This window comes from Robertmurraya kyonggiensis (assembly GCF_005116465.1).
Taxonomy (GTDB): Bacteria; Bacillota; Bacilli; order Bacillales; family Cytobacillaceae; genus Robertmurraya; species Robertmurraya kyonggiensis.
The window spans coordinates 1,256,724-1,281,942 of the sequence record NZ_SWBM01000001.1 but is presented as its reverse complement, the minus strand read 5'-3'; the positions used below and the strand labels follow the sequence as shown (position 1 = coordinate 1,281,942).

The following is a 25,219-nucleotide window of genomic DNA, read 5'->3' as shown; positions in this document are numbered from 1 at the left end:
TATTAAAAAAATGTAAATATATAGCCATGAAAAAAAGCTCATTTTCATGAGCTCATGGAATATTGTTACTAAGCTTTTTTTACAAAAACAGACTGATTAAGACCACGCTTAACGGCACCGACATATTCATTTACGCTCATTAATCGGAGATTATTCAAAGTTAAGAACAACGTTGCCCCCATGTCTGCAAATATATAAATATAAAAAAGAACTAGGCTCTCCCCAGTTCTTCAGCATCTATTTGATTTACTTTATTTTTCCCATTTGATTTGGATTGATACAAGGCTACGTCTGCTCGTTTAAACAAGCTTTCCTTTGTATCTCCTGCTTTGTAGCTCGAGACTCCGAAGCTGGCAGTGACATGTCCAACTTTCGTGAAACTATAATAATCGACAATTCTTCTGAGTCGTTCCGCTAACGCCATTGCATCAGAGCTGGTAGCAGGAGAAAAAATGATGAATTCTTCCCCGCCCCATCTTCCAAACATTTCTTCTTCTGAAAGATGTTGACTAATCAGTTTTGTGAATTCTTGTAGGACGTCATCTCCCACATCATGGCCATAGTGGTCATTAACAGACTTGAAATTATCAATATCCATTAGAATAACGGATAACTCATTATTTGTTTTTAAATGGTTGTCTAAAAATAAATACATCTTACGACGATTTGCAATTTCTGTTAGAGGATCAATATAAGCATTTGTTTTAATCGACTTTAATTCTGTGAAAATGCCAAAAGCAAACTGCGAATAATAAAATGCGAGTATATATACAATATTTGATAAATAATATTGAATCAATGAATCCATTGCGAGATTCCCAAATTTCTTTAAATGAACCAATCCTATGCCCAAAGTAATGATAAAGATTCCAAGCGAATATATAACTCCTTTTTTTCTACCTAATGTTAAATAGAAAAAAATCACAATTATTGGCATCCACATTGTAAAATCACCAAGGTTTGTGTTCTGCTTAAGCAGAATTGTATTAACAGCTTGGTTAAATTGATGGAGCAGATAAATGCTTATCAGAAATAAATTCGAAAGCTCAAGAAATCGAAACATAAATCTTTTGTAAACTAATACCAAACTAATGGATAAATAAATTAACACAACAATATTCGCATAGACACTAATACCTACGGATTCATCTAAAATAGTATTTAGTAACAGTGCAAAAATGATAAAGGGTGACGCATAGATGTAAATTTTTCTTTTTAGTTCTTCAAGGTTCTCAACTTGATTTGCCATACGTGTCCCCTTTTTCATGAAAAAAAGCTAATCGAGTCGATTAACTTTTACAAATATTAACGAGATGAACAAATACTTGTCACTTCATTCATTGATCCAATTATATTACAGAATAGGAGCATACGGCTAGTTAAATGATTATTTTTTCAAGTGAGTTTATTTCCATTTTTTGCTCTTCTTCATTGAAACGATATCGTTCATCTAAAAGTAGGCAAAGTCTATCATTTTTTTCTTGTTCTGAAAGTGGAAGATTCTTAATAATCTCGCGACATTTCGCTAAAAAATCCAAATAGCTTGTCCAGCTTTCATCAAATTGAGACTCTAGCTCTTTCTTTAATTTACGCGTAAGCTTTGGGCTTGCTCCTCCAGTAGAAATCGCTAATTGGAGATGACCCCGACGAACAGTAGCAGGAAATTGCACATTCCCCTCTTCGGCCCTGTCGACAACACAAACAAGTTGGTTAGAGGATAAGGATTCGGCTAAAGCCTGATTTGCTTCCCGATCATTTGTTGCAAGAATAACTAGAAAAGCATCCACAAGGTCATTTGGCGTAGCTTCCTTGACGATTAGCTCGTAGCCATGTTGCTCCGATAATACTTTCACTTCTTCTCTAAAATGGAGAGCAATAAACGTAATGGAAGCTTTTTCCTTCGCTAATGTCTTCGCCTTTCGAGCAGCAATTCGTCCGCCGCCAACGATGATGACCTTCTTACCTGTCAATTCAATCATTAAGGACTGCATCACACTTCATCCCTTCAGTAGCAATTTGGACAACGACGTCTTCCATCGCTTTATGTCGGCTTAACGGTTCAATTTGAATCACCTTTGGACCACGTTTTTTGCACGCCAACATGACTTCTGATAAAAGCAATCCAGAGAAGAGCAAATAAGGAATGACAATGACACGCTGTGGTGATTGTTCAAGCATTGTCTCTAATCCATCATGGAATTTTGGTTCAGTTGCAGCTAAATAACAACTAGAAATTTTCGAAATTCCAAGACGTTCCTGAATGCCTTTTTCAATTTCAGAGAAAGCTGTGTGAATCCCGAGGTCACTACTGCCTCTTCCAACGATTAAGAGCGAGTCCTCGCTTGTTAAGTCCGGAACACTATCATGAACAAGCTCAGCAATCGCATCAAGAATATTTCCTTGAACACCGAATGCTTGTTTTAACGTTATCGGTATTTTAGGAAAACTCAATTGGATAGTTGCAAGCTCTGCGGGAATGTCATGCTTCATATGCCCTGCGGTTAAAAGCAGGATCGGAACGACGGTCACTTCTTTTGCTCCTCTATCTACACAGCGTTGAAACCCCTCTTCTATAGAAGGACTAGAGAGTTCGAGAAAGCTGATTTCTTGAATTGGGATATCAACTTTTTCCATGACATTTTGCAAAAACGCCTTAGCTTCGTTTTCGCCTTTCTTTAAACGTGTACCATGACCGACAAAAAGGATCGCTTTCATCTACGAATCTCCTATTCTCCTAAGCTTGCGTAGCTGGGATGATTTCATTGAACCAGCGCAATTCTTCTTTTAGACGCACAACCTCACCGATTACCGTCATACTTGGATTGGTAATTCCTGCTTTTTTGACTTCATCAACAATCGTTTCAAGCGTGCCAACGACAGTCCTTTGCGTGGATAACGTACCCCAGTGGATGAGTGCAACGGGTGTATTTGGTGATTTTCCGTGTTTGATGAGATTATTTGCAATCGAGGCTAGATGGGTTACGCCCATATAAATACAGATCGTATCTACCCCTTTTGCTAAATGAGACCACTGTTGTTCTGCTGCTTCATCTCCAGCTTGATGGCCAGTAATGAAGGCGAAGCTTTTACTAATATGGCGATGGGTGACTGGAATACCTGCGTATGCTGCAGCTCCAATTCCAGCAGTGATCCCTGGGACGACCTCAAATGGAATTTGATTTCTTACGCAGACCTCTGCTTCTTCCCCACCTCGACCAAAAACAAAAGGATCGCCGCCTTTTAAGCGGACGACCTGATGTCCATTCTTCGCATATTTAACTAGATTTTCATTGATCACTTCTTGTTGGATCACATGGGCTTTCGGATCTTTTCCGCAAAAGATCAACTCTGCCCCTTCCTTTGCGTAAGTAAGTAGTTCTGGATTGACTAATCGATCATATAAAACGACGTCTGCTTGCTGGAGGTATCTTAAACCTTTTACTGTGATTAATTCTGGATCGCCTGGTCCTGCACCAACTAAATAGACTTTGCCAACCATAGAACGTTCTTCCCTTCGATTACTAAATGATATGTTTTTCTTGTAAAAAAGTAAGTATCTTCTCGACTGCTTCTGGCACGGATAATTGGTGCGAAGCTATAGATAACTCTGGTTTTTCAGGAGCTTCATAAGGAGAATGAATGCCAGTGAAGTCTTTGATCTCCCCTTTGCGCGCTTTCTGATAGAGATTCTTTGGGTCTCTTCGTTCGCATTCCTCTAATGGACAAGCAATATAGATTTCAATAAATTCTCCTTCTTCAAAAAGTGCTCTCACCTGATCTCTGTCAGAGCGAAATGGAGAAATAAATGCTGTTGTTACAATTTTACCACTATCAACGAAAAGTTTGGCAACTTCTCCAATTCTTCTAATATTTTCTGTGCGATCTGCATCAGAGAAACCAAGGTCACGATTTAGTCCATGACGGATATTATCACCATCAAGGACATACTCATCAATACCTTGACGAAATAGCTCGTTTGAAACCGCATTGGCAATTGTGGATTTTCCTGAGCCAGATAGACCAGTGAACCATAGGACACAACTTCCATGTCCATTTTGGTTCCGACGGTCTTGTTTTATCACTGTCGCTTCATGCCATGTTAGATTCGTAGATTTCACCGGTCATCGTCCTCCTGTTACAACAGTTGTTTCCTTCATGCCTTCGATTAGCACTTCAACAACCTCTTTGCGACTAAAAGTTGATGGAGGTAAAACGCCATCTCGTAGCATTTCACGAACCTTTGTACCAGATAAAATCACACGGTCTTCCTTACTATGTGGGCAGGTCTTATCTGAAGCCATTCCCTCACACTTTGTGCAGTAAAAGCTATGTTCAAAAAAGAGTGGCTTAATTCCAAGCTCTTCTTCTGTAAATTCACTAAAAATATATTGAGCATCATATGTGCCATAGTAGTTTCCAACACCAGCATGATCTCTTCCGACAATGAAATGCGTGCATCCAAAATTTTTACGAGCAATTGCATGGAAAATTGCTTCTCTTGGTCCAGCATAGCGCATAGCTGCTGGATAGACACCAAGATGCACTCTTTCCGCAGGGTAATAGTTTTCAAGTAAAACGCGATAGCTTTTTAGACGAACATCAGCTGGAATATCATCAGACTTCGTTTCGCCAACAAGTGGATTCACAAACAGTCCATCAACCGTTTCTAATGCCGCCTTTTGAATATATTCATGGGCACGGTGAATTGGATTTCTCGTTTGGAACCCAACGATCGTTTTCCAACCTTTTTCATCGAACATAGCACGAGTTTCTTTCGGTTCATACCATACATCAGAAAATAAACCTTTTTCAGATTTCTTAACTAAGACGATGTCACCCGCTACATAAACGTCCCCTCGTTCAAACAAACGTTTCACACCTGGATGAGCCAATTCTTCTGTTTTATAAACATTAAGGGCTTCTTTTTGTAGATTTGGTTCATACCATTCAGAAACGGTAATTACCCCATATACTTCACCACTGTACTCGAGCTTATAGGATTCACCTGCAACTAAAGTGTCCGCCACTTCATGACTCACTGGAAGTGTTACTGGAATTGACCAGATAGTTCCGTCGGCAAGACGCATATTTTCTACAACAGATTCATAATCCTTTTGTCCTAAAAATCCTGTTAATGGACTAAATAGCCCGATTCCAATTAATTCTAGATCACTTAAAGCAATTGTATCAATAGTGATTGTATTTTTTACGGCTGTTAGGTCATATTCTGGGTGAAATAATTGAACAAGAGTTCCTCCGTGAGGTTTCGGTAAAAATGACAACACAATCAATCCTTTCAGCTAATTATATTGAAGAGAGCTTATGAATCCTCTCTTGCTTTAGTAGTTAAAATAATTTCGTGGTCTCTTCTTTTCATTAAGGAAACAATTCCAAGAGCGGCAATAAGTACGCCGACCACGACAATAACTGGGTAGAAATTCTTTTCAATAATGATTTGAATGAGCGAATAAGAAAGTACCATTGAAATCACGGGTGATACGATCCACACTGTAAGTAATTGCACGACAATTTTCTTTTTTAAAACAGCGATTCCGTCTTTGGCAAAACCGATGCCAATAATGGAGCTCGTCGTAATTTGTGTTAATGGGACGGGAATTCCAAAGACTGATGCAATTGTGACGATGGTTGCACCTGTACCAGAAATGATACAACCCTCTTCTAGTCGAATCGTGGTAATTTTCTTCCCGTTCGTTTCTAACACTTTTTTTCCTAAAATAAGGGCACCTAGTGCAACAAATAGTCCACCCCAAAACACGCCTGAGTGGGTCGACATAATGCCTGCTGCAACGAGTGGGCCAACGGCATTAGCCACATTATTCATCCCGGCTGAAAATGCCTCAAACATTCCCATGAACACCACTAAAAGTGGCAGAATCTTAAGGACTAAGGATGTTTTCAAAACCTTTTTCATAAAAGGTATTTTTAATAAAAATGTAGCTGCAAGTGCTAATAAAAAGGCAATGAATGGCGTTAGGAGCCAAAACAACATAATCCATAACAGATTTTGTAGAAAAAGAGTTTGATAGACGATTCCTACCCCAACAATGGAACCAACAACTACTTCGCTTGTAGAAAGTGGAATTCCCAAAATATTGGCTAAGAATAACGATAGTGAAGCTGATAATAATACAATAATCGTAATCGATATTGTAAAAGAATCGCTCGGGACAATGTCGTTTCCTAATGTTTTGACAACTTCCCCACCACCAAAATAGGCTCCGAGAAAGACTGCAATCGCACATAGTACCAATGCCATTCTCTTCTTTACAACTCCTGAACCATAAGAAATACCCATTGAGGCTGCTGCACCACTTGCGCCTATGTTAATGGCAAAAAACAGTCCTATGAGGATGGCAATAACAATCAATTGGAAAACCTCCTCTAGCTAGTGTGCAAGCCGCACTCTGTCTTTGTACTTCCGGTCCAACGACCAGCTCTTGAGTCACCATTAGCTAAGACAGCTTGCGTACATGGGAAGCAGCCAATACTCGGATAATTGTGGTCATGCAACTCATTATATGGGAGGTCACGTTCTCGGATATATGCCCATACCTCATCCCAAGTCCAATGAATGAGTGGACAAATCTTGATATTTTTAAACTTCTCATCTTTATTGATGAATTCGGTGTTTGCTCTTGTTGGCGATTGCTCTCTTCTGAGACCGGAGATCCATGCTTCTTTTGTACTCAAAGTTTCACGTAAAGGAACGACCTTTCGGATATGACAGCATTGGTTCGGGTCTCTTTTCCAAAGCGCTGTTCCAAATTCAGCTGCTTGTTCATCTAGAGTTAGCGCTGGTTTCTTCTTCTCGATTTGAAGTAATGGAAACCGCTCTTCCATTTTTTTAATAACATCATAGGTTTCAGGGAAATGTAAATCTGTATCTAAAAATACGATTCTTGCATCATGTTTCACCTGTGCGATGATATCGATTAATACGATTGCCTCTGCTCCAAAGCTTGAAGCATAGACAATTTTCTCATCGTTATAAACGTTATAGGCCCATTCTAAAACAGAGCGTGCACCCTTTGTTTCATCCTCTATTGGAAATGAATCGGAAATAGATTGCCAATTTTCGTAGGTTACAATCCCTTTCATTGGTAAAACCTCCTTTTATTAAAGGCTGTTTCATAAATATTGATGTTAAAATCTTAGTACCGATTTTAACGTAGAAAAAGCCATATTGTGCTTCTTAACTTAGTTGTATAGCTTTTTACTCTTTCCTTTAGAGCTAGAAAGCAGTGAAATCATTACTGATTTCTATAAGTATTGGTCCCATAGATAACTAAGTTTGAGAAAAAAGCCTTAATAAAAAAAGACAGTCTTCACCAATAACGTGAAAGACTGCCTCTAGTTGTCTAGTCAGCAATAATTTATTTATGAGTTGTTGTTTAATCTTAACCGTATGTGTTCGTGCTGCTGTTATTGGAGACGAATCTTTTCGTTTTTTTCAATTTGTACGATTTTCCCATCCTGAACGATTAAGGTTATCGAACCAAATTTCATCGTCTCCAGCATGTCTTCTAGGTGTTTGATCGTATTTTGCCAATCTGCTGGTTTCAGGTCGATTCGCCCTCCTTTCATGATATTTAAAAATCCCTTTTTGGTGTATTAGGACTTAAACAGAAATTAGTTAAATTAATCCTACCATTTCAATGTGATTTGTCAACATTTATATTCTAAAAATTCTAATACATCGTTCAGCACAGGGCTAGTGCTGAACGATGTAAGCGTTAGGCTAATATTGCAGAAAAGAAGCTTTCTTAATCATGGAAATTGGTTCCGTCAGTCGTTGCTTTTACAATACCCGCACGAATAACGAAATCACCAAAATGTTCTCCAAGCTCTCGTTCTTTTGCGTAACGTGGGAGTAGTATTCGGAGCTCGTTTAGAATCTCTTCTTCCCCAATATTTTCGCGGTACAATTTGCTTAAGCGACTTCCGTCAAAAGCAGCACCTAAATACATATTGTATTTACCAACCGATTTTCCGATAAAACCAATCTCTCCAAGGGCATGACGTGCACAGCCATTTGGACAGCCAGTCATACGGATTGTGATTTCTTCATCACGTAATCCACTTTCATCGATAATCGTTTCAATTTTATCGATAAGTGTCGGTAAATAGCGTTCTGCCTCAGCCATTGCTAACCCACAAGTTGGCAACGATACACAGGCCATTGAATTGCGACGAAGAGCAGAGAAGTGACTACCATCTGTTAACCCATAGTGCTCAAGCAAATCGTTAATCTTTTTCTTACTGCGTGTAGAAACATTCGCAATGATTAAGTTTTGATTGGCTGTCAGGCGGAAATCGCCTTTATGTACCTTGGCAATTTCACGAAGTCCAGTCTTAATCTTCAGATTCTCGAAATCTTTTACTCTTCCACCTTCGATAAAAAGAGTATAATGCCATTTTCCTTTTGTACCTTCTACCCAACCATAACGGTCGCCATTATGGTCAAAATGGAATGGCTTTGCTTCCTCTAAACGCCATCCAAGTCGATTATGCAGTTCTTCGATTACAGTTTCTAAGCCAAGACGATCCACTGTATATTTGAAACGTGCATTTTTTCGGCTAGAACGATTGCCATAATCACGTTGTATCGTAATGATCTTTTCTGCCACTTGATAAATTTGCTCTGGCTTACAGAACCCGATCACCTTCGCAAGCTGCGGGTAAGTCTCTTTATCCCCGTGCGTCATGCCCATGCCGCCACCGATAGCGACATTGAAACCGAGGAGACTTCTATCTTCAACAATCGCAATGAACCCGATATCCTGTGAAAATACGTCTACATCATTAGACGGAGGAATTGCTACTCCGATTTTGAATTTTCGCGGTAAGTATACAGGTCCGTACATCGGCTCTACTTCTTCTACCTCTGGTGTGCTGAAAACCTTCTCCTCATCGAGCCAAATCTCGTGGTAAGCTCTTGTACGCGGCAGAAGGTCATCACTTAGCTTTTTCGCCCATTCATACACTTCAGCATGAAGCTCTGATTGGAATGGATTCGAATTGCTCATGACATTACGATTGACGTCACCACAAGCTGCGATTGTATCCATCAGAGCCTGATTGATGCCCTGCATCGTTTTCTTCATATTCCATTTTAGTATTCCGTGCATTTGAAACGTTTGGCGGGTTGTGATTTTTAATGTACCGTTTCCGTATTTTTCGGATAAATCATCCATGACAAGCCATTGTTCTGGTGTTGAGACTCCTCCAGGCAAGCGGACGCGAATCATGAATTGATATGCCGGCTCGAGCTTTTGCTTCTGGCGCTCATTACGAAGGTCACGGTCATCCTGTTGGTAGCTTCCGTGAAACTTAATCAATTGGTTTGCGTCCTCGGATACACCACCATTTAGGCGGTCCTCAAATTCTTCTTTTAAAGTACCTCGTAAAAAATTACTTTCTTTCTTTAAATGTTCGTTCCTGCTAGGCGCTCCCTCAGGTGCCTTTAATATATCAGTTCCCATTTCGAAAACAACTCCTTCCATGCAGGTTCTATTAATATACGTCTCTTTGATAACGTTTCTGTTGTTGAAGGTTGGTTAAATACTCTTCAGCTTGTTCGTGACTTAAGCCACCCTCTGTTTCGATGATTTGTAAAAGTGTGTTGTGTACGTCCTTTGCCATATTTTTTTCATCGCCGCATATATACACTGTCGCACCTTCCTCTAACCACGCGAACAATTCCTTGCTTTGCGCAAGCATACGATGCTGTACATATACTTTTTCTTCGGTATCTCTTGAAAAAGCGACATCTAATTTGGTAAGTGTACCGTTTTGTAACCATTGCTTCCATTCCGTTTGGTAAAGGAAATCCGTCATGAAATGTTGGTCTCCGAAGAATAACCATGACTTCCCTTCTGCCCCAATTTCTTCTCTCTCTTGAATAAAGGCGCGGAATGGAGCAACTCCTGTTCCAGGTCCAATCATGATAATCGGTGTCTCTGGATTTTCTGGTAATTTAAAGTTGTCATTTTCCTGAACAAAGACCGGAATTTTGTCGCCGATATTTAATCGTTCTGCTGCAAAAGTAGAGCAGACGCCTTTTCTTTGCCTGTCATGAGTTGTATAGCGGACTGCACCAATCGTAAGGTGAACTTCATCAGGATTGGCTTGGATACTGCTTGAAATCGAGTATAGTCGAGCTGGGATTTTTCGTAGTATCGAAACGAATTCTTGAGCTGAACTTCCCCATACCCCATAATCACGGACTAGATCAATGACATCTCGTCCATCGATATAGGTTTTCAGCTTTTCTTCATTGCCAGCGGATAAAAGTTCCTGTAACTTTTCATTGGTTGTATGGTCCGCGATTTTTTGTAAAAGTGGCTTTGATAAAACCGTGATTTCATAGTAAGTAGTAAGGGCTTCTTTTAGTGATAAAATATCCCCATGCTTATTAATCGTGACGGAATCACTTGTACTCCAAGGTAATTCCTGAAGGAGGAACTCCACTAATTCAGGATCATTTTCTGGATACACACCAAGACTGTCGCCTGGTTTGTAAGTGAGATTTGACCCTTCTAAAGAAATTTCCAGATGACGTGTTTCTTTATTCGAGCCACGACCATTCAAATTGATATTTTCAATGACCTCGGCTTTAAACGGATTACTTCTTGTATAAGTAGAGGTTGGGGCAGTCATTGTCGTTGCAGCAACTTCTTGATGTACGCCTCCCTCTTGTTCGTTTAGACTACGCAGAACGCCGTCAAGCCATTCGGCTGCTGGTTCTTCAAAATCAAGATCACAATCAAAGCGTGGGTATACTCTTGATGCCCCAAGCTCTTCTAATCGTTTGTCAAACTGCTTTCCAGTCTCACAGAAAAACTCATAAGAACTGTCTCCAAGTGATAGGACAGAGAAATTTACATGGTCAAGCTTTGGCGCTCTTTTTCCATGAAGAAATTCGTGGAAAATAATCGCGTTATCAGGTGGCTCCCCTTCTCCGTGTGTACTAACAATGATTAGTAGGTTGCTAACCTTTTTTAATTGATTCGGTTTGAAATCATTCATCGCAGAAACGGTCACATCAAATCCATTTTCCTTGAATGTAGCTCCAGCTTTTTTCGAAAGCCCATGGGCATTTCCGGTTTGGGAACCGAAAAGAATTGTAATGTCTTTCATTGGTTTCGATGTCGTTTCAGTCGACCGTGGAGCGTTGGTTGCACTATTTGTAATTGAAGCTGCAAAATAGCCGCTCAACCAAATTTTTTGGGAATCGGTTAATGTTGTTAGAAGTTGGTTGAGTAGCTCTACCTGATTCTGATTAAACGGGCTATTACCTACCTGGAATTGCAAAACAATCCACCTCACAATAAATTCTCAAAAACTATATATTATGTTTATATCATAATATCTTCACTTTTCCTATCAAATAAGTTGGGATTAGTATCAAAAAAATTTAGAAACTTCGGTTATTATTTGACTTTACTGAATTCGATTCAATAAGTAAAATAATTTTTATTAATATAAGCTATTAGGATTTCTAATGATAAGGTGGGATAAAAATGCAATTAGATGAATTTAAAACCTTTGTTACGTTAGCAGATGTGAAGAATTTTACAAAAACAGCAGAGATGCTCTCGATGTCCCAGCCTACTGTTAGTCTACATATTAAAAATCTTGAAAAAGAATTCGGAACTGAATTGTTTCGACGCTCACCAAAGTTTTTGCACATCACCACTTCAGGTGAATTACTTCTAGAACGCGCAAAAGAAATCATTGGGATTGTGGAACGAACGAAGCAGGAAATTTTGGAACAGTCTCAGACTATTAAAGGTGTACTGAAAATAGGTGCGAGTTATACGATTGGCGAATACCTTTTACCGCTTTTGCTCAGAGAACTAAAGGATCAATATACTGAACTTGAGTTTGATGTTTTGATCGGAAATACATATGAGATTGTTAAGGCAATCCAAGCGTCTTCTATCGATATTGGTCTTATTGTTGGAGAATATGAGGATAAGGAGATACGCTCTGTTCCTTTTATGGAGGAACATTTATGTATAGTAAGTACAACTAATCACACCCTTACAGCAAATGGCATGACGATCAATGAGTTACAGGAACAATCTTGGATAATGAGAGAAGAAGGTTCTGGTACAAGAGCCATTTTGATGGAATTCTTCCAATCACACGGGTTGAGGGCCCGTTCTACACTGACGATTGGGAGTAACCAAGGGATAAAAGAAGCAGTTAAGAATGGTTTGGGTCTATCTCTCTTGCCACAACAATTAGTCAATAATGATGAAAATCTTCAGGAGTTAAAGATTAATGAATCCTTAATAAGTGTGTTTTCTTATATATATAATCCAATTAATGCTGAACAGAAGAATGTGAAGGCGTTTATTAAAATATTGGAGGAAGTTTGAAAAATAGGTGTTTATCTTAAAAAGGATGTTCCGGGCTTTCGGAGCATCCTTTCTAGATATAACTATCGATGGATTAAAATTCCATGTGATATATTTTGTACGAATCTCTCCTGCGCTTTATAATTTTGTACGTTCTTCTTCAATGATTTTCTTTAACTCTGTGTTTCCAGTCACCCCAATATGAAACACATTAGAATCAGCCCAATATAAGAGTCGAAAACTAACACCATTATTCAGCTCAATCTCTAAAAATACACGTTCTCCTTGCTGGTGTTTTTCTTCCATTTCCGCTAATGTTAGTTTTTTCCAAGCTTCTATGAACTGGTTCTTTGAAGTATCGGAAAACGTGTGAAGTCGACTGCCGTCTTCTGTGCTTTCAATATAAATATTTTTCACAAGCGATTGCAAAGGGAGTAGTTCTTTAGCTGTTTTGGCATTTTGATTTTGAACAGCAACGAACACACGGTCATCTGCCACAACGGCTAAAGCTGATGGATAACCTTTCATTTCATAAATGTTTGTTCCTTTTTCTAAGTAAGCTGCATCGCCATTTTTAGTTTTGTGATTTGTACAAGCGTCATCTGCCATTTTATATTGTACCTCACCAATCTTTTTGCCTTTTTCAACAATTATCTCTTCTTCACCAGCATCAGGAACTGGAGATTCGTACTTAATATCATTAATCATAACCATGTCGACCCATTCAATTATGGCTTTAGGAGGGCATTCGTCGCTGAATGAGTATGAACTACATGAAGTTAAAAATATTGTTGAAATCAGTACAAATATTAATTTTTTGATCATTGGGAATCCCACCCTACCAAACTGATTTTTCTGAATTATAACACAAAATTACAATGTTTAATTCAGTGAAATTAACACATATTATATGTAGTATTTTTTTATGAAGGAGAATGTAAATGGAACACCTAACAAGAAAGCAAATAATACAAGATTTAAAGGAACCGTTTCAATCCTACATTGAGAAGTTTGGTATTGATGATATAGGGATATTTGAGGAACAAGGACAAGATGATCTTTATTATATGGGTTATACGGTGAATAAAGATGGTAAAACCTATCATATTCATACTCCGTTTCGGAAAAATGAACAGAATGAATTCACGCCAGTAAAATCTGAATGGACATTGGAAACAGACGAGCCTGATTCTCGGGATAAGAGTGGTTATCATGATGTAGAAAGTGTGTTTAAAGAGCTACATTAAAGAAGCTGTTGCAAATGGTTTTGATAACCCTTTTGCAACAGCTTTTTTTTGTCTAAGAAATTATCTATCTCTTTTTCTTTTTACTAGCTTTAACGTTGCTACGATAAGAAAGCTAACAATCACCAATAAGAGCCACGAACTTACCTTTCCTAGATGAACGAGACTCCATGCTTCGGCTTGGTTTGGATATTCCCATGCTCCAAAGAACGTGGCGATATTTTCTGCTATCCAGATAAAAAAGCCAATGAGTACGAACGATAGAGCTATTGGCATTCGATAGCGAGTTCCATTTACCTCATATGTGACCCATGATTGCCAAAACACGATTAATACTAGGGCAGATAACCACCATCGTATATCAATCCAATAATGATGGGTAAAAAAGTTCAAGTATATTGCAGTAGCTAGTGGAACAACCAACCAAAATGATGGCCACTTAATCAGTTCAACCTTCAACCGTCGCCACGCCTGGCACAGAAAACTTGCAACACTTGCATACATGAAGCCACTATACAAAGGTACTCCAAGAATTTTGAAATATCCTTCCTCAGGATAAGACCAAGAGCCCATATGTGTCTTGAAAAGCTCAAGCCCAAGTCCGATCAGGTGAAATAAAGTGATAACCTTTAGTTCATCGCGTGTTTCAAGTCCAGAACGTACCATCCACCACTGCATTAGAAGGCAGATGAGAAGTAACCAATCATACCGTGGCAAGAAAGGAAGAGGGATAATTTTTGTTATGGCCAAGGAAGCAAAAATAACGACTGGAAACAAACATGATAGTGCTTGTTCCCAGCCAAAATATACAAGTTGCTTTAATGACCTGATGAGTTTTGATTCCGTTGTTGAATATTCTATTTCCACAAATAACTCCCCTTACTTTAATTACAAACTTCTGAATAAGAATCTTTCGCAAAAAGCAGATTACCATTTTCGTCTACTTGAATTTATCACATAATTTATCGTTTTACAATAAATTTTTATTAATAAATAAACTATTTTTAATGCTTTAGGCAAAACAAAAAGCAATCCTTTTGAAAAGGAATGCCCTCTAAATCATGATTAAGACTCCATAAATGAATAAGGTGACTAAAAAAAGTAGGATTAATACATTCAATGTAAGTATCATTATTAAGATCCCTTTTCTATCTATTCCTTTTCGTAATTTTCCTAATATCAAAATGCAAGAGACGATTGATATTATTGGTGTGAAAATCATTGTAAAGTAGCCTGCATTGGGATCAGAAGCATCTTTTAATTCTTCAAATAAGGGTATCATGAAAATGAAATTAAATATTAATAGAACTGTAACGAACCAAGTAAATTTCACTACCTCAACCCCTGATGTTTACTTTTATTTTGTTTTTTCTATTAACAAACATCAATGTAAAGATCCCTCTTGCGAATAGATGTGCTATTGTTCCAATTGGTAGCACAAACAAATCCAACCATAATCCGTCTACATAATTTTCAGGATGTAGAAAAAAGGAAATGGATAAGAGGCCTGTAATAAACAAGGATGGGATCAAAAAGAAAAACCAAGGGTTTGTAATCCATTTTGTTGTATACTCTTTGCTAGCTGCTTCATAGGCAACTTCGCAAATTCCTAAAATAACAGCAATCATTAGAAAGACTAGCATGCCACCTTCCTGAAAAAAATCTCCCATTTGACGATGGTAAAATTCATTCCAGTAATATGCGAGCGTCCAAATAAATGTTGTAACCAAAAAAGTACACCAAACATATCGAACGATTTTATAAAATGGAAAAATAGATTTTTTCATTTCATGATTTAATTTTTGATGGTCACCAAAGCTTTTTATAGCATAGCTGATAGCCTCATCTTCTGAATATCCTTTAATCAAAAGTTCGTTTATGTGTTCAGTAAGGTGGGCAGTGAGTTCTTCCCTGAACTCCTCTTTTGCTACTTGCTCCATTGGTAAACCAGAAACGATTTTTGTGACATAGTTGTCGATCTTTTTCACGACAATTCCCCCAACGTCTTCTTGATTAATTGATTTATTTGCTTCCAACTATTTAGCTTTTCATCTAGGATACTTTTACCGTCTTCCGTTATCGAGTAATACTTTCTACGTTTTCCATCTAACTCTTCGCTCCAATAATGAACCACATAGTTTTTTTTTTCCAAACGCTGCAAGGCAGGATAGAGTGTCCCTTCGTTCATATTGTATGATTCATTACTTAAATTTCTTAGTTTTTTTGCCATCTCATAACCATAACAGTCTTTTTCTACTAACAATGAAAGCAATAATATGTCAATACTTCCTTTCATCAATTCCCTGTCCATCCAATAACCTCCATATTTTTCTATATAGATTGTATAACAATGCACCTCGTATAACAAGGTATATGTAAAAATTTATCTATTTTATTATTTTCTAGTCAATAAAAGGAATCCATCACTCGGATTCCTTTGATCTTCATTGTTTACTTAAGTTATTTATTCAAAATATTTTCGATTAACATTAGCTCCTCATCCGTAAAATGCAGATTATCTAGGGCCTTCACGTTTTCTTCGATTTGACTTACCTTACTTGCTCCAATCAACGCAGAGGTTACTTTCTCTCCACGTAATACCCATGCTAGAGCCATCTGCGCAAGACTTTGACCACGTTCGGCGGCTATAGCATTGAGCTTTTGGACCTTACCGACAACTTCCGCAGTTACTTGATTCTCCTGAAGAGCCCCAGTTGATTTTGCAGCGCGGGACTCCTCAGGAACGCCGTTCAAATATTTATTTGTTAATAGCCCTTGTGCTAACGGGCAAAAAGCAATAGAACCTACTCCATTATCCTCTAATACATTCTGCAAACCGTCTTCGATCCAACGATTAAACATCGAATAGTTTGGTTGATGAATAACGAGTGGAGTGCCTAGTCGATTCATAATTTCAATCGCCTCTGCTGTTTGCTCTGCACTATAGCTAGAAATTCCAACATATAACGCTTTCCCTTGACGCACGATAGTATCCAATGCTCCCATCGTCTCCTCTAATGGTGTATTCGGATCAGGGCGATGCGAGTAAAATATATCTACATAGTCTAAGCCCATGCGTTTTAAACTTTGATCAAGACTAGCAATCAAGTATTTTCTAGAACCCCATTCTCCATATGGTCCTGGCCACATATAATAACCAGCCTTAGAAGAAATAATCATTTCATCACGATATGGAGCAAAATCGGTTTTTAACATTTGTCCAAACATTTCTTCTGCTGAACCTGCTGGTGGGCCATAATTGTTGGCTAAGTCAAAATGTGTGATGCCAAGATCGAACGCTCTTCTTAACATGGCACGGCCGTTTTCATATGTGTCGACCCCACCGAAATTATGCCAAAGTCCAAGAGAAATGGCTGGAAGTAAAAGTCCAGAACGACCAGTCCGATTATATTTCATTGTCTTATAACGATTATCATCAGCTTGATAAACCATCATTTCATCCCCATTTCATTTATTTTTGGAGGTGGTAGTGTAACCTTTTGCTTTCCTAAAAGGACTAGGAATAGTAATCCAATACCCACAAGCAAAGCATAAATCAGAACAAGATTATCATAATGAATGAACTCTGAAAGGAAACCAAAAAGTAGATATCCGACTGTTTGACCAATTTGAGTCGCATTCATATATAATGTTGTTGCGGTTCCTTGTGCTTCTGGGATAAAATCTTGAAAATACGAAACTGCAATTCCAGATGTAATCGACACCTGTGCAGCGCTTAAAATTTGCAACGGATAGATTTGCCATGTTTCTGAGACAAAACTGAATAGAAGAAAATAAGTAAACGCAATACCGAAGCCGATTTTTACGAGTTTACCATTATCCATTTTGGTGGCGATGATGCCAAGAATAATCATAAATGGCACTTCAAAAATCGGTGGTACGCTAAATATAACCCCTACATCCATTTCTGTTCCACCCAATACTTTCGTCACCAATTGTGGCACGTTGAGCATATGGATGGAAGTGGCTGCAGCTAGTAACAAAGCTGCTGCAAGATAAGCAAAAATATGAGGTTTGGTTATATGATTTTTAACTGCTAAAGATGTTTTCGCTACACTTGGTTGTTGTTCTAACTCTTTTAAAGAAAAAACGATAGTTAAAAAGGCTAGAGAATAACCAGCTGCTGCAAATAGAAATAATCCTTTAAAGTCAACAGCGACAAGTAACCATGCACCTAGTGCTGGCCCAACCGTCCATGCTAAAGCGAAGAACATACGCAGGACGTTCATGATAAAAGGTGTATCTTTCCCTGGAACTTCCGCTGCCTTTAAAGCGTCTCTTGCATACGCCCACAACTGTGGAACAGCAGCTGCTGTTGTTCCAAGTAGAATGAAAGCTACCACCATTAGGGTGAAATAATCGCGGATAAAAGCAAAACCTGTATATCCGAGTACTCCTGTGATGGAGGTGATCATCAACAGCTTTCTCCGACTTGTTTTCGTATCAGACCGTTTTGCGATATAGCTACTGATGGTCACGCCACCTATAGCCATAACCGTCATAAAGATTCCGAAACTCGCATTACTCATCCCAACTTCGTCAATTCCAAACAATGACGAAAACGGAGCAAAAAAGGACATCGATAAACCAAAAATCGTGTTAATCAAGAATAGCACTGGAAATGAAGGGATTTTCCAGATAAATAGTATTTTCTGTTTCATAATGAACTCCTTTGGGAAGAACTTATAGCACTTCCCCATTCGATGCAATTACATTTTTATACCAATCAAAGCTTTTCTTCTTAAAGCGCTTTAAATCACGTAAATCTGTTTCACCACGGTTTACATAAATGAAGCCGTAACGCTTTTCGAATTGCCCCCCTGAACTGATAAGATCAGTCGACCCCCAAGTGAGATAGCCAAAGACATCTACCCCTTCTTCCATTGCAAGCTTCATTTGTTTGATATGTTCACGTAAATAATCAATTCGATAATCATCTTCCACCGTTTTGTTTTCATTTAACTCTTCGCGTACCCCGATGCCATTCTCCGTAATAAAAATCGGCAAGCGATAGCGAGCATACATATTCTTCAAACAAACTCGTAATCCAATCGGATCAATGGCCCAGCCCCATTCATTTGTTTGTAAGTGTGGATTAGGAATTAATCCAGTAAGTGGGTTGTCGCCCACCACCTTATCACCACTAACTGTTTGACTTTGATAATAGCTGATGCTTAAGTAATCGACAGTATTCTCCTTCAGAAGTTCTGCATCTCCTACTTCAAAAGTAGGCATGATTCCTTTACGTTCAAGGTCTTTCGTAATATAAGTTGGATATTCCCCATGGGCGAACACATCAAAATAGAAATCAGCGAGCAATTCCTTTGCTTTCAAATTGGCAATTGCATCATTAGGCTGTGGTGTATGCGGATAAGTCGTGGTATACGTAACCATGCCTGCCATTTGACCACCAGGCACAAGGTCATGTAGGGCTTTAACCGCTTTCGCATGGGCAATAAAGGCGTTATGAGTCACTTGATATTTCAAAGCCTCTTCGCTTTCTGCTCCTTCTAGCGACACGCCCCATAATTCTGGATGCATTAAAACAAGATTCTGTTCATTAAATGAGAGCCAATATTTTACCTTTTTTCCGAATCTCTCAAAAACAGTTCGAGCATAGCGTTCAAATAAATCGACAACTTTTCTAGATGCGAAGCCGTTGTATTTTTCCGCTAAAGCTAGAGGTAGATCGAAATGGTACAAAGTAATGACTGGTTGAATTCCATTTGCTAACATTTCATCAAAGAGATCATCATAAAATTGTAGGCCTTGCTCATTTACTTCTCCTTCACCATCTGGAAAAATTCGAGACCAAGAAATACTGGTGCGGTAGGCGTTAAATCCCATTTCCTTGAACATCGCGATATCTTCTTTGTAACGATGATAAAAATCGACCGCGCTTTTCCAGTCGGACTGTCCTTCTTTGACGGGTCTTGCATCGACAATGGAAGGACCTTTGCCATCTACATCCCAAGCTCCTTCAGTTTGAAAAGATGTAACGGCTCCTCCCCATAAAAAACCATCAGGAATAGTTTTCATCTACCTCATACTCCTCTCGATTATAAGATCCCGACTAACTCTAATCCTTTTAAAATCCCATCCTCGTCAACAGCTGTAGTCACATATTTTGCCACCTGTTTCACTTCATCGATGGCATTTCCCATCGCGACACTATTTTCGACGAATGTCATCATTTCCATATCGTTCAAGGCATCGCCAAAAGCATAGACATTTTTCATCGGAATTTGTAAATGATTGATCAATACTTCGATCCCTTTTGCCTTAGAGCCGTCTGCTGGAAGGACATCGACCGCATACTCATGAAATCTGACAAACTTCAATTTTTGAAACTTAGAATGGTATAGCGACTCATGTTCTTCTGTACAGAAAAGCAAAGATTGATAGATTTTTCGTTCTCGAAAGGAATTTGGTTCATAGATCGGTGCGACCTTTAATTTAAAGGAACCGATACCTTCGTCTACATACAGATTCGCTTCCTTCGTGCTATACATTTGTTCATGATTTTCAAAGATGAGTGGATGATCTAATTCGTCAGCAAATGCTGAATAGCGATGAAGTTCTTCGATATCGAGAGGATGCTCATAAACGACCTGATTGTTGTGAACAACATATTGTCCGTTTAGTCCTACATATGTATGAATGCCTAATTCTTCTCGGAGTTCTTCAAACATAAATGGTGCTCGCCCAGTCGCTATGGCAAGTTCATGCCCTAATTCTTGTAGTTTTTCAATTGCTAGCTTTGTAGACTTAGGCAATTGCTTGTCATGGTCTAAAAGTGTTCCATCAATATCAAAGAATATTAATTTTTTATCCATTTATCTGCCCTTTCAAAAGTAAAAAGTCACAATCTATGAAGGTAAATTAAAAAACGAACAATTTAATATCCAGTATCGTAAAGTTCGTTTTTTAACTAGAAATGAGCCATTGTGATATTAATTAAGTACTAAAATAAAACCCCCTCACATGATGAGAGGGTTCAATATGTTTAAAGTTTTTCACCGTTCGATTCAATGACTTCCTTATACCAGTAGAAGCTCTTCTTTTTCACACGGCGAAGGTCATGTTCACCTTCTTCATGCTGATTCACATAAACGAATCCATAACGTTTTTGGAATCCATTTAACCAGCTTAATAGGTCTGTGAAGGACCAAACGCAGTAACCAAGAAGATCGACTCCGTCTGAAATAGCTTCCTGCATGGCCTTGATGTGGTGACGGATGAAATCGATGCGGTAATCATCATTTACCACGTCGCCATCTTCGAGTTTATCAAATGCACCTAGACCATTTTCACTGATTAATATCGGTAAGCTGTAACGATCGGTAATTCTTCGTAAGGCAATTCGTAAACCTTGTGGATCAATATTCCAATCCCAGTCCGTTCTTTGCAGATTTGGATTTGGGGAGGTTTTAAATACACCAGGAATACCTGTGTCCTTAGACGTTCCTTTTTTACCCGTCGTATTCATTTCCCCAGCACCTACGCCACCTTCTAATGGGTTCATTTCATAAGTAGTGGTTTGGTAATAGTTCAAGCCCATGAAATCAGGTGTTCCAGCCTGCAATAATTCGAAGTCACCATCTTCAATTGACGGTGCTAAACCATTTTTTTCTAAAAAACGCCATGCCGCCTGCGGATATTTTCCCCAAGCATAAATGTCCATCCACCAGTGGTTGTTGATTTCCTCCGCGTTTTCAGCAGCTAGAATATCCTCTGGTTTTGAGGTTAACGCATACGCTGGTGAGTAAGCGAAACTCGGTCCGATTTTCCCATTGGGTACATACTTTCGGAATGCTTTGATGGCGCTTGCATTTGCAAGATTAGCATGGTGATTCACTTGATAAAAAAGCTTATCATCTTTCACACCGGGTGGATGCGCTGCCATTCTGTAGCCAAACATCGTAAAAATATTTTGCTCGTTTAAGCTGACCCAATATTTGACGCGGTCACCGAAACGTTTAAATAATTCCACACTATAGTTTGTAAAATCTTCTACAATTTGGCGTGACTCCCAACCGCCGTATTCCTCTTGAAGAGCTTGTGGTAAATCCCAATGATATAAGGTTAAAACTGGCTCTATTTTATTCGCAATCAGTTCATTAATGAGATTATCGTAAAACTTAATCCCTTTTTCATTTACTTCTCCTTTTCCGTTTGGAAAAATACGCGTCCAAGCGACAGAAAAACGATAAGCTTTCATGCCCATCTCGGCCATTAGCTGAACATCCTCTTTATAACGGTTATAATGATCGACTGCTACATCACCTGTTGTGCCTTTAAATGTTTTTCCTGGAATTCTTACAAATTGATCCCAGTTTGAAACGCCTTTTCCATCTACATCCCATGCTCCTTCTACTTGATAAGCTGCAGATGCAGCACCCCAAAGGAAATGGTTTGGAAACGGACTTAAATTATTATGTATCATGATTGCCACCTCATCTTTTCACTAAAAATTGGTACGCTTACATTCTTATTATAAACCCCTTATTCTATATGTCTATACTTTTGCATTTATGCGTATAGACATAGATAGAATAATCCAATTACCTATCTTTGAAGAAATATTCTTATCGATAAATGCTGGTGTTAATTTACCAAAGTATGGATATGAGAATTCGATTTTGATGATTTTTTAGAACATCAAAAAAGGTGAGTTCGTCTAATCCAAAATATTAGATTATAGTTTTAGTCATGATAAAGTCTACTTGTTCTTCATCACCCATAAAAAACGAGTGGGATCCGTTTTGTACAAAGGAACTATTGGATAATAAAAGAAAACGAGTTAAAATCATTTTGATTCCAAACTCGTTTTTTATAGTCATAAAATTTATCTCATTAGGATTTTCTAAGCTTTGTGGATTAAGCGTGTGAAACGATGACCTGGCAATCACCTTCTAATTCAAATTCACCCATACCAATAGGAACAATCAGATGTACTCCCTTCTTTAAGGAATAGCTGTTAACGCCATGCTTAAGAGACCCTTTTCCATTTAAAACGCTAAGAAGCAAATAGTGATCGTTATAATTGAATGATGTTGTCCCATTTACGTCCCATTTACATACTGAAAAGTACTCTGATTGAACATAGGTTGTAATCGTTGCATCCTCTTTTGTTTCGATAGTCGGTTTGATAGAAGCTGCCTGATGTGGAATTGTTGTAACCTCAATCGCTTTGTCTAAATGCAGATCGCGTAATTTCCCTTGGTCATCACGGCGATCGTAATCATAAACACGATAAGTCGTATCAGAGCTTTGTTGTGTTTCTAATACAAGCGCACCTTCGCATAGCGCGTGAATTGTACCACTTGGAACGTAGAAAAAGTCGCCTGGCTTGATTTTGACACGTTGAAGAAGGTCGTTCCATTTTCTTTCATTGATCATCTTAACAAATTCTTCTTTTGTTTGGGCCGTGTGTCCGAGTATCATTTCTGCCCCTTCTTTACAGTCGATGATGTACCAGCATTCGGTTTTTCCGAGTTCACCGTTTTCATTTACTTTTGCGAAAGAATCATCAGGATGAACTTGAACGGAAAGGTCCATATTAGCATCCAAGATTTTTGTTAAAAGTGGAAACCCTTCTTCCTTCGGATTTCCGAATAATTGTGGCTGTTCCTTCCAAAGTTTGTCCAGTGACATGCCTGCGTACGGACCATACTTAATAACAGAAGGACCATTTGGATGAGCAGAAATTGCCCAGCATTCGCCGGTTTTGTCGTTTGGTATTTCATAGCCAAATCCATCTCTTAAAGTGGTGCCACCCCATATTCTTTCTTTAAACACTGGTTGTAAAAATAAAGGTTCCAAGATGACGACCTCCATTTATGAGTTTTGTAGCGTTTGCTTAGAAAGTAGTTCTTCTTGTGCAAGCATTAGGGAACCGGTAATTCCTGCATTGTCTCCTAGACCAGGACTCACGATATAATCGGAAAGCTCAGGAAGTTCTACGTAACCATTTCCGAACTCTAGTAAATGCTTATGAATATATGAAAATACTTGTTTTTGTTTCATGACTCCACCGCCGAGAATGATTTTTTTCGGTGATAGTATTAAGATATATTGCATCAAGGCTTGAGCAATATAATAGGCTTCTAGATTCCAAACTTCCTCACGATTGGAAAGCTGAATCCCTTTTTCGCCCCATCGTTCCTCAATAGCTGGTCCAGCAGCAAGTCCTTCTAAACAATCCTTGTGATACGGACATTTTCCTGCATATTGGTCCTCTGAATGACGGCGGACTAAAATATGCCCCATTTCAGGATGAGTTAAGCCTTGAAGAATCTTGCCTTGTACGACTGCACCAGCACCAATGCCTGTGCCAACGGTTATATAAAGACAGCTATCTAAACCTTTTGCAGCCCCTAGTTTCGCTTCCCCTAATGCGGCAGCGTTTACATCTGTATTAAAACCAACTGGCATATCGAACGCATCTTTGATTGCTTGAACAAACGGATAGTTTTTCCAGGCAGTTTTCGGTGTGGATGTAATATAGCCGTAGGTTGGACTTTCTTGGTTTACGTCAATCGGTCCAAAGGAACCAATTCCCATGGACTCAAGTGGATATTTTTGAAAAAAAGCGATAACTTCCACCATCGTTTCTTCAGGTACGGTTGTAGGTATTTGAATACGCTCGAAAATATTCCCTTCAGCGTCTCCTACCGCACATACAAATTTCGTACCTCCTGCTTCAATTGCCCCTAACATTGTCATTCCTCCAAACTCATCGTCTTATATTAATTGTGGTGATTTCGAACTTATCATAGCGATGACGCGAAAAAGAATATTCAAATGGTAATCCATTATTGAGGAACCCCACATGCTCGACTTCTAGAATCGGGTCATCTGATTCGCAGATCAAATGCTCCCGATCGAATTCATTGGATTTACAAGCTCTAATTTTCCGATGCGAACCTGCAATGGTTAATCCTAGGTGGTCATTAATATATGAATAAATAGAACCATTAAGAACTTCATCATTAATTCCTGGAATAATCGTTGTAGGCATGTATGTTCTTTCTAAAACATAAGGCTCATTATCTACGAGTCGGACTCGAGCGATAGCATAGACTGGTGTATTCTTATCTATTGCTAAATGGATGGAAACTTCTTCAGTTGGAAATTGTACTTGAAACGAAATTACTTTACTTTTTACATTCTTATTCTCTAGAAGCTTAGAAAAACCAAGCATTTCGTTACTTTCAACATTGACTATTCCACCGTTGAACGCTGATTGAACAATGAAGGTACCATGACCTCGTTTACGATAAAGCAAGCCTTCTAACACTAAAATATCAAGCGCTTTCTTCATCGTCATGCGGCTACAATTGAATTCTTTTGCCAAAGAAATCTCATCAGGAATGGGATGCTCGATGGAGTAAGCCTTTTCTCTAATTCTTTTTCTCATCTCTGTAGAAATGATTTCGTATTTTGTCTTCAATCTATTCCACCCTATCGAAATATTCTAAATCTATCATACAATGAAACCGAAATAAAAATATAGCGTTTTCATGAAAGCGTTGTATTTTAGTGGAGACATTTTTGAAAAATGGG

At 38.6% G+C, this 25,219-nt stretch carries 26 protein-coding genes and 1 pseudogene; 2 read left to right on the top strand and 25 right to left on the bottom strand.

Annotation, left to right across the window (positions count from 1 at the left end):
- Window positions 1-211: 211 nt before the first annotated feature.
- From FA727_RS06515 to FA727_RS06465, 11 genes are all read right to left on the bottom strand, one after another.
- Window positions 212-1,249: a GGDEF domain-containing protein gene (locus FA727_RS06515; RefSeq protein ID WP_158318804.1), complete on the bottom strand. Its 1,038-nt coding sequence runs from the start codon at window positions 1,247-1,249 to the stop codon at window positions 212-214.
- 130 nt (window positions 1,250-1,379) lie between these two features.
- Window positions 1,380-1,991: an NAD(P)-dependent oxidoreductase gene (locus FA727_RS06510; RefSeq protein ID WP_136830091.1), complete on the bottom strand. Its 612-nt coding sequence runs from the start codon at window positions 1,989-1,991 to the stop codon at window positions 1,380-1,382.
- A complete protein-coding gene (locus tag FA727_RS06505) occupies window positions 1,972-2,715 on the bottom strand; it encodes a sirohydrochlorin chelatase (RefSeq protein ID WP_136830089.1) in 744 nt (247 codons plus the stop codon). The genes FA727_RS06510 and FA727_RS06505 overlap by 20 nt, the downstream gene beginning before the upstream one ends.
- A gap of 19 nt (window positions 2,716-2,734) precedes the next feature.
- Window positions 2,735-3,499, bottom strand: coding sequence for a uroporphyrinogen-III C-methyltransferase (gene cobA, locus FA727_RS06500; RefSeq protein WP_136830087.1), 765 nt, complete (start codon window positions 3,497-3,499; stop codon window positions 2,735-2,737).
- A 22-nt stretch (window positions 3,500-3,521) separates the two neighbouring features.
- A complete protein-coding gene (gene cysC, locus FA727_RS06495) occupies window positions 3,522-4,118 on the bottom strand; it encodes an adenylyl-sulfate kinase (protein WP_136830085.1) in 597 nt (198 codons plus the stop codon).
- Between the two features lie 3 nt (window positions 4,119-4,121).
- Entirely contained in the window at window positions 4,122-5,282 is a 1,161-nt protein-coding gene (gene sat / locus FA727_RS06490) for a sulfate adenylyltransferase (RefSeq protein WP_136830083.1), read from the bottom strand.
- Window positions 5,283-5,320: 38 nt separating this feature from the next.
- On the bottom strand, window positions 5,321-6,388 hold the full coding sequence (gene cysP / locus FA727_RS06485) for a sulfate permease (protein WP_136830081.1): 1,068 nt from the start codon (window positions 6,386-6,388) through the stop codon (window positions 5,321-5,323).
- A 14-nt stretch (window positions 6,389-6,402) separates the two neighbouring features.
- Entirely contained in the window at window positions 6,403-7,119 is a 717-nt protein-coding gene (locus tag FA727_RS06480) for a phosphoadenylyl-sulfate reductase (protein WP_136830079.1), read from the bottom strand.
- A gap of 324 nt (window positions 7,120-7,443) precedes the next feature.
- Window positions 7,444-7,557 carry a YezD family protein gene (locus tag FA727_RS06475; protein ID WP_438646624.1) on the bottom strand — a complete coding sequence of 38 codons (114 nt, stop codon included), beginning with the start codon at window positions 7,555-7,557 and terminating at the stop codon, window positions 7,444-7,446.
- Between the two features lie 227 nt (window positions 7,558-7,784).
- The gene (gene cysI, locus FA727_RS06470) at window positions 7,785-9,503 is read right to left on the bottom strand and encodes an assimilatory sulfite reductase (NADPH) hemoprotein subunit (protein ID WP_136830075.1); all 1,719 of its coding nucleotides are present in this window, start codon (window positions 9,501-9,503) and stop codon (window positions 7,785-7,787) included.
- Between the two features lie 31 nt (window positions 9,504-9,534).
- Window positions 9,535-11,334 (bottom strand): assimilatory sulfite reductase (NADPH) flavoprotein subunit, encoded by a 1,800-nt coding sequence (locus FA727_RS06465; RefSeq protein ID WP_136830073.1) that lies wholly within the window; start codon window positions 11,332-11,334, stop codon window positions 9,535-9,537.
- A gap of 209 nt (window positions 11,335-11,543) precedes the next feature.
- Here FA727_RS06465 and FA727_RS06460 point away from each other — a divergent pair, with 209 nt between their 5' ends.
- A complete protein-coding gene (locus FA727_RS06460; protein ID WP_136830071.1) occupies window positions 11,544-12,407 on the top strand; it encodes a LysR substrate-binding domain-containing protein in 864 nt (287 codons plus the stop codon).
- A gap of 117 nt (window positions 12,408-12,524) precedes the next feature.
- Here FA727_RS06460 and FA727_RS06455 read toward each other — a convergent pair whose 3' ends face one another.
- Window positions 12,525-13,211 (bottom strand): hypothetical protein, encoded by a 687-nt coding sequence (locus FA727_RS06455; RefSeq protein ID WP_136830069.1) that lies wholly within the window; start codon window positions 13,209-13,211, stop codon window positions 12,525-12,527.
- Window positions 13,212-13,327: 116 nt separating this feature from the next.
- Between FA727_RS06455 and FA727_RS06450 the strand changes: the two genes are divergently transcribed.
- Window positions 13,328-13,633 carry a DUF5634 family protein gene (locus FA727_RS06450; protein WP_136830067.1) on the top strand — a complete coding sequence of 102 codons (306 nt, stop codon included), beginning with the start codon at window positions 13,328-13,330 and terminating at the stop codon, window positions 13,631-13,633.
- A 60-nt stretch (window positions 13,634-13,693) separates the two neighbouring features.
- Here FA727_RS06450 and FA727_RS06445 read toward each other — a convergent pair whose 3' ends face one another.
- The 13 genes and pseudogenes from FA727_RS06445 to FA727_RS06385 all read right to left on the bottom strand — a co-directional run bounded on the left by FA727_RS06445 (window position 13,694) and on the right by FA727_RS06385 (window position 25,106).
- On the bottom strand, window positions 13,694-14,461 hold the full coding sequence (locus FA727_RS06445) for a DUF817 domain-containing protein (protein WP_136831033.1): 768 nt from the start codon (window positions 14,459-14,461) through the stop codon (window positions 13,694-13,696).
- A gap of 223 nt (window positions 14,462-14,684) precedes the next feature.
- The gene (locus FA727_RS06440) at window positions 14,685-14,963 is read right to left on the bottom strand and encodes a hypothetical protein (protein WP_136830065.1); all 279 of its coding nucleotides are present in this window, start codon (window positions 14,961-14,963) and stop codon (window positions 14,685-14,687) included.
- 4 nt (window positions 14,964-14,967) lie between these two features.
- Entirely contained in the window at window positions 14,968-15,618 is a 651-nt protein-coding gene (locus tag FA727_RS06435) for a permease prefix domain 1-containing protein (protein ID WP_136830063.1), read from the bottom strand.
- Window positions 15,615-15,941 (bottom strand): PadR family transcriptional regulator, encoded by a 327-nt coding sequence (locus FA727_RS06430; protein ID WP_136830061.1) that lies wholly within the window; start codon window positions 15,939-15,941, stop codon window positions 15,615-15,617. The genes FA727_RS06435 and FA727_RS06430 overlap by 4 nt, the downstream gene beginning before the upstream one ends.
- Before the next feature lie 149 nt (window positions 15,942-16,090).
- Window positions 16,091-17,083: an L-glyceraldehyde 3-phosphate reductase gene (gene mgrA, locus FA727_RS06425; protein WP_136831032.1), complete on the bottom strand. Its 993-nt coding sequence runs from the start codon at window positions 17,081-17,083 to the stop codon at window positions 16,091-16,093.
- Window positions 17,083-18,312 (bottom strand): sugar efflux transporter, encoded by a 1,230-nt coding sequence (locus tag FA727_RS06420; protein WP_158318803.1) that lies wholly within the window; start codon window positions 18,310-18,312, stop codon window positions 17,083-17,085. Before FA727_RS06420 ends, mgrA begins: the two co-directional genes overlap by 1 nt.
- Before the next feature lie 22 nt (window positions 18,313-18,334).
- Window positions 18,335-19,690, bottom strand: a complete 1,356-nt coding sequence (locus FA727_RS06415; protein ID WP_136830057.1) for a glycoside hydrolase family 1 protein — start codon at window positions 19,688-19,690, stop codon at window positions 18,335-18,337.
- A 20-nt stretch (window positions 19,691-19,710) separates the two neighbouring features.
- Window positions 19,711-20,487 carry a Cof-type HAD-IIB family hydrolase gene (locus FA727_RS06410; RefSeq protein WP_136830055.1) on the bottom strand — a complete coding sequence of 259 codons (777 nt, stop codon included), beginning with the start codon at window positions 20,485-20,487 and terminating at the stop codon, window positions 19,711-19,713.
- Between the two features lie 170 nt (window positions 20,488-20,657).
- A complete protein-coding gene (locus FA727_RS06405) occupies window positions 20,658-22,097 on the bottom strand; it encodes a glycoside hydrolase family 1 protein (RefSeq protein ID WP_136830054.1) in 1,440 nt (479 codons plus the stop codon).
- A gap of 247 nt (window positions 22,098-22,344) precedes the next feature.
- Window positions 22,345-22,425, bottom strand: a pseudogene (locus FA727_RS24725) (GNAT family N-acetyltransferase); the annotation flags it as partial.
- Window positions 22,426-22,531: 106 nt separating this feature from the next.
- A complete protein-coding gene (manA, locus tag FA727_RS06395; RefSeq protein ID WP_136831031.1) occupies window positions 22,532-23,479 on the bottom strand; it encodes a mannose-6-phosphate isomerase, class I in 948 nt (315 codons plus the stop codon).
- 12 nt (window positions 23,480-23,491) lie between these two features.
- Window positions 23,492-24,373 (bottom strand): ROK family protein, encoded by an 882-nt coding sequence (locus tag FA727_RS06390; protein ID WP_136830052.1) that lies wholly within the window; start codon window positions 24,371-24,373, stop codon window positions 23,492-23,494.
- Between the two features lie 16 nt (window positions 24,374-24,389).
- Window positions 24,390-25,106, bottom strand: coding sequence for a GntR family transcriptional regulator (locus FA727_RS06385; protein ID WP_281280853.1), 717 nt, complete (start codon window positions 25,104-25,106; stop codon window positions 24,390-24,392).
- Window positions 25,107-25,219: the final 113 nt, after the last annotated feature.

Bases quoted from the DNA above. Each gene is read 5' to 3' on its own strand.
- FA727_RS06515 (WP_158318804.1), bottom strand. From the start codon at position 1,249: ATGGCAAATCAAGTTGAGAACCTTGAAGAACTAAAAAGAAAAATTTAC.
- FA727_RS06510 (WP_136830091.1), bottom strand. From the start codon at position 1,991: ATGCAGTCCTTAATGATTGAATTGACAGGTAAGAAGGTCATCATCGTT.
- FA727_RS06505 (WP_136830089.1), bottom strand. From the start codon at position 2,715: ATGAAAGCGATCCTTTTTGTCGGTCATGGTACACGTTTAAAGAAAGGC.
- cobA (WP_136830087.1), bottom strand. From the start codon at position 3,499: ATGGTTGGCAAAGTCTATTTAGTTGGTGCAGGACCAGGCGATCCAGAA.
- FA727_RS06480 (WP_136830079.1), bottom strand. From the start codon at position 7,119: ATGAAAGGGATTGTAACCTACGAAAATTGGCAATCTATTTCCGATTCA.
- cysI (WP_136830075.1), bottom strand. From the start codon at position 9,503: ATGGGAACTGATATATTAAAGGCACCTGAGGGAGCGCCTAGCAGGAAC.
- FA727_RS06460 (WP_136830071.1), top strand. From the start codon at position 11,544: ATGCAATTAGATGAATTTAAAACCTTTGTTACGTTAGCAGATGTGAAG.
- FA727_RS06455 (WP_136830069.1), bottom strand. From the start codon at position 13,211: ATGATCAAAAAATTAATATTTGTACTGATTTCAACAATATTTTTAACT.
- FA727_RS06450 (WP_136830067.1), top strand. From the start codon at position 13,328: ATGGAACACCTAACAAGAAAGCAAATAATACAAGATTTAAAGGAACCG.
- FA727_RS06430 (WP_136830061.1), bottom strand. From the start codon at position 15,941: ATGGACAGGGAATTGATGAAAGGAAGTATTGACATATTATTGCTTTCA.
- mgrA (WP_136831032.1), bottom strand. From the start codon at position 17,083: ATGGTTTATCAAGCTGATGATAATCGTTATAAGACAATGAAATATAAT.
- FA727_RS06420 (WP_158318803.1), bottom strand. From the start codon at position 18,312: ATGAAACAGAAAATACTATTTATCTGGAAAATCCCTTCATTTCCAGTG.
- FA727_RS06415 (WP_136830057.1), bottom strand. From the start codon at position 19,690: ATGAAAACTATTCCTGATGGTTTTTTATGGGGAGGAGCCGTTACATCT.
- FA727_RS06410 (WP_136830055.1), bottom strand. From the start codon at position 20,487: ATGGATAAAAAATTAATATTCTTTGATATTGATGGAACACTTTTAGAC.
- FA727_RS06405 (WP_136830054.1), bottom strand. From the start codon at position 22,097: ATGATACATAATAATTTAAGTCCGTTTCCAAACCATTTCCTTTGGGGT.
- FA727_RS06390 (WP_136830052.1), bottom strand. From the start codon at position 24,373: ATGTTAGGGGCAATTGAAGCAGGAGGTACGAAATTTGTATGTGCGGTA.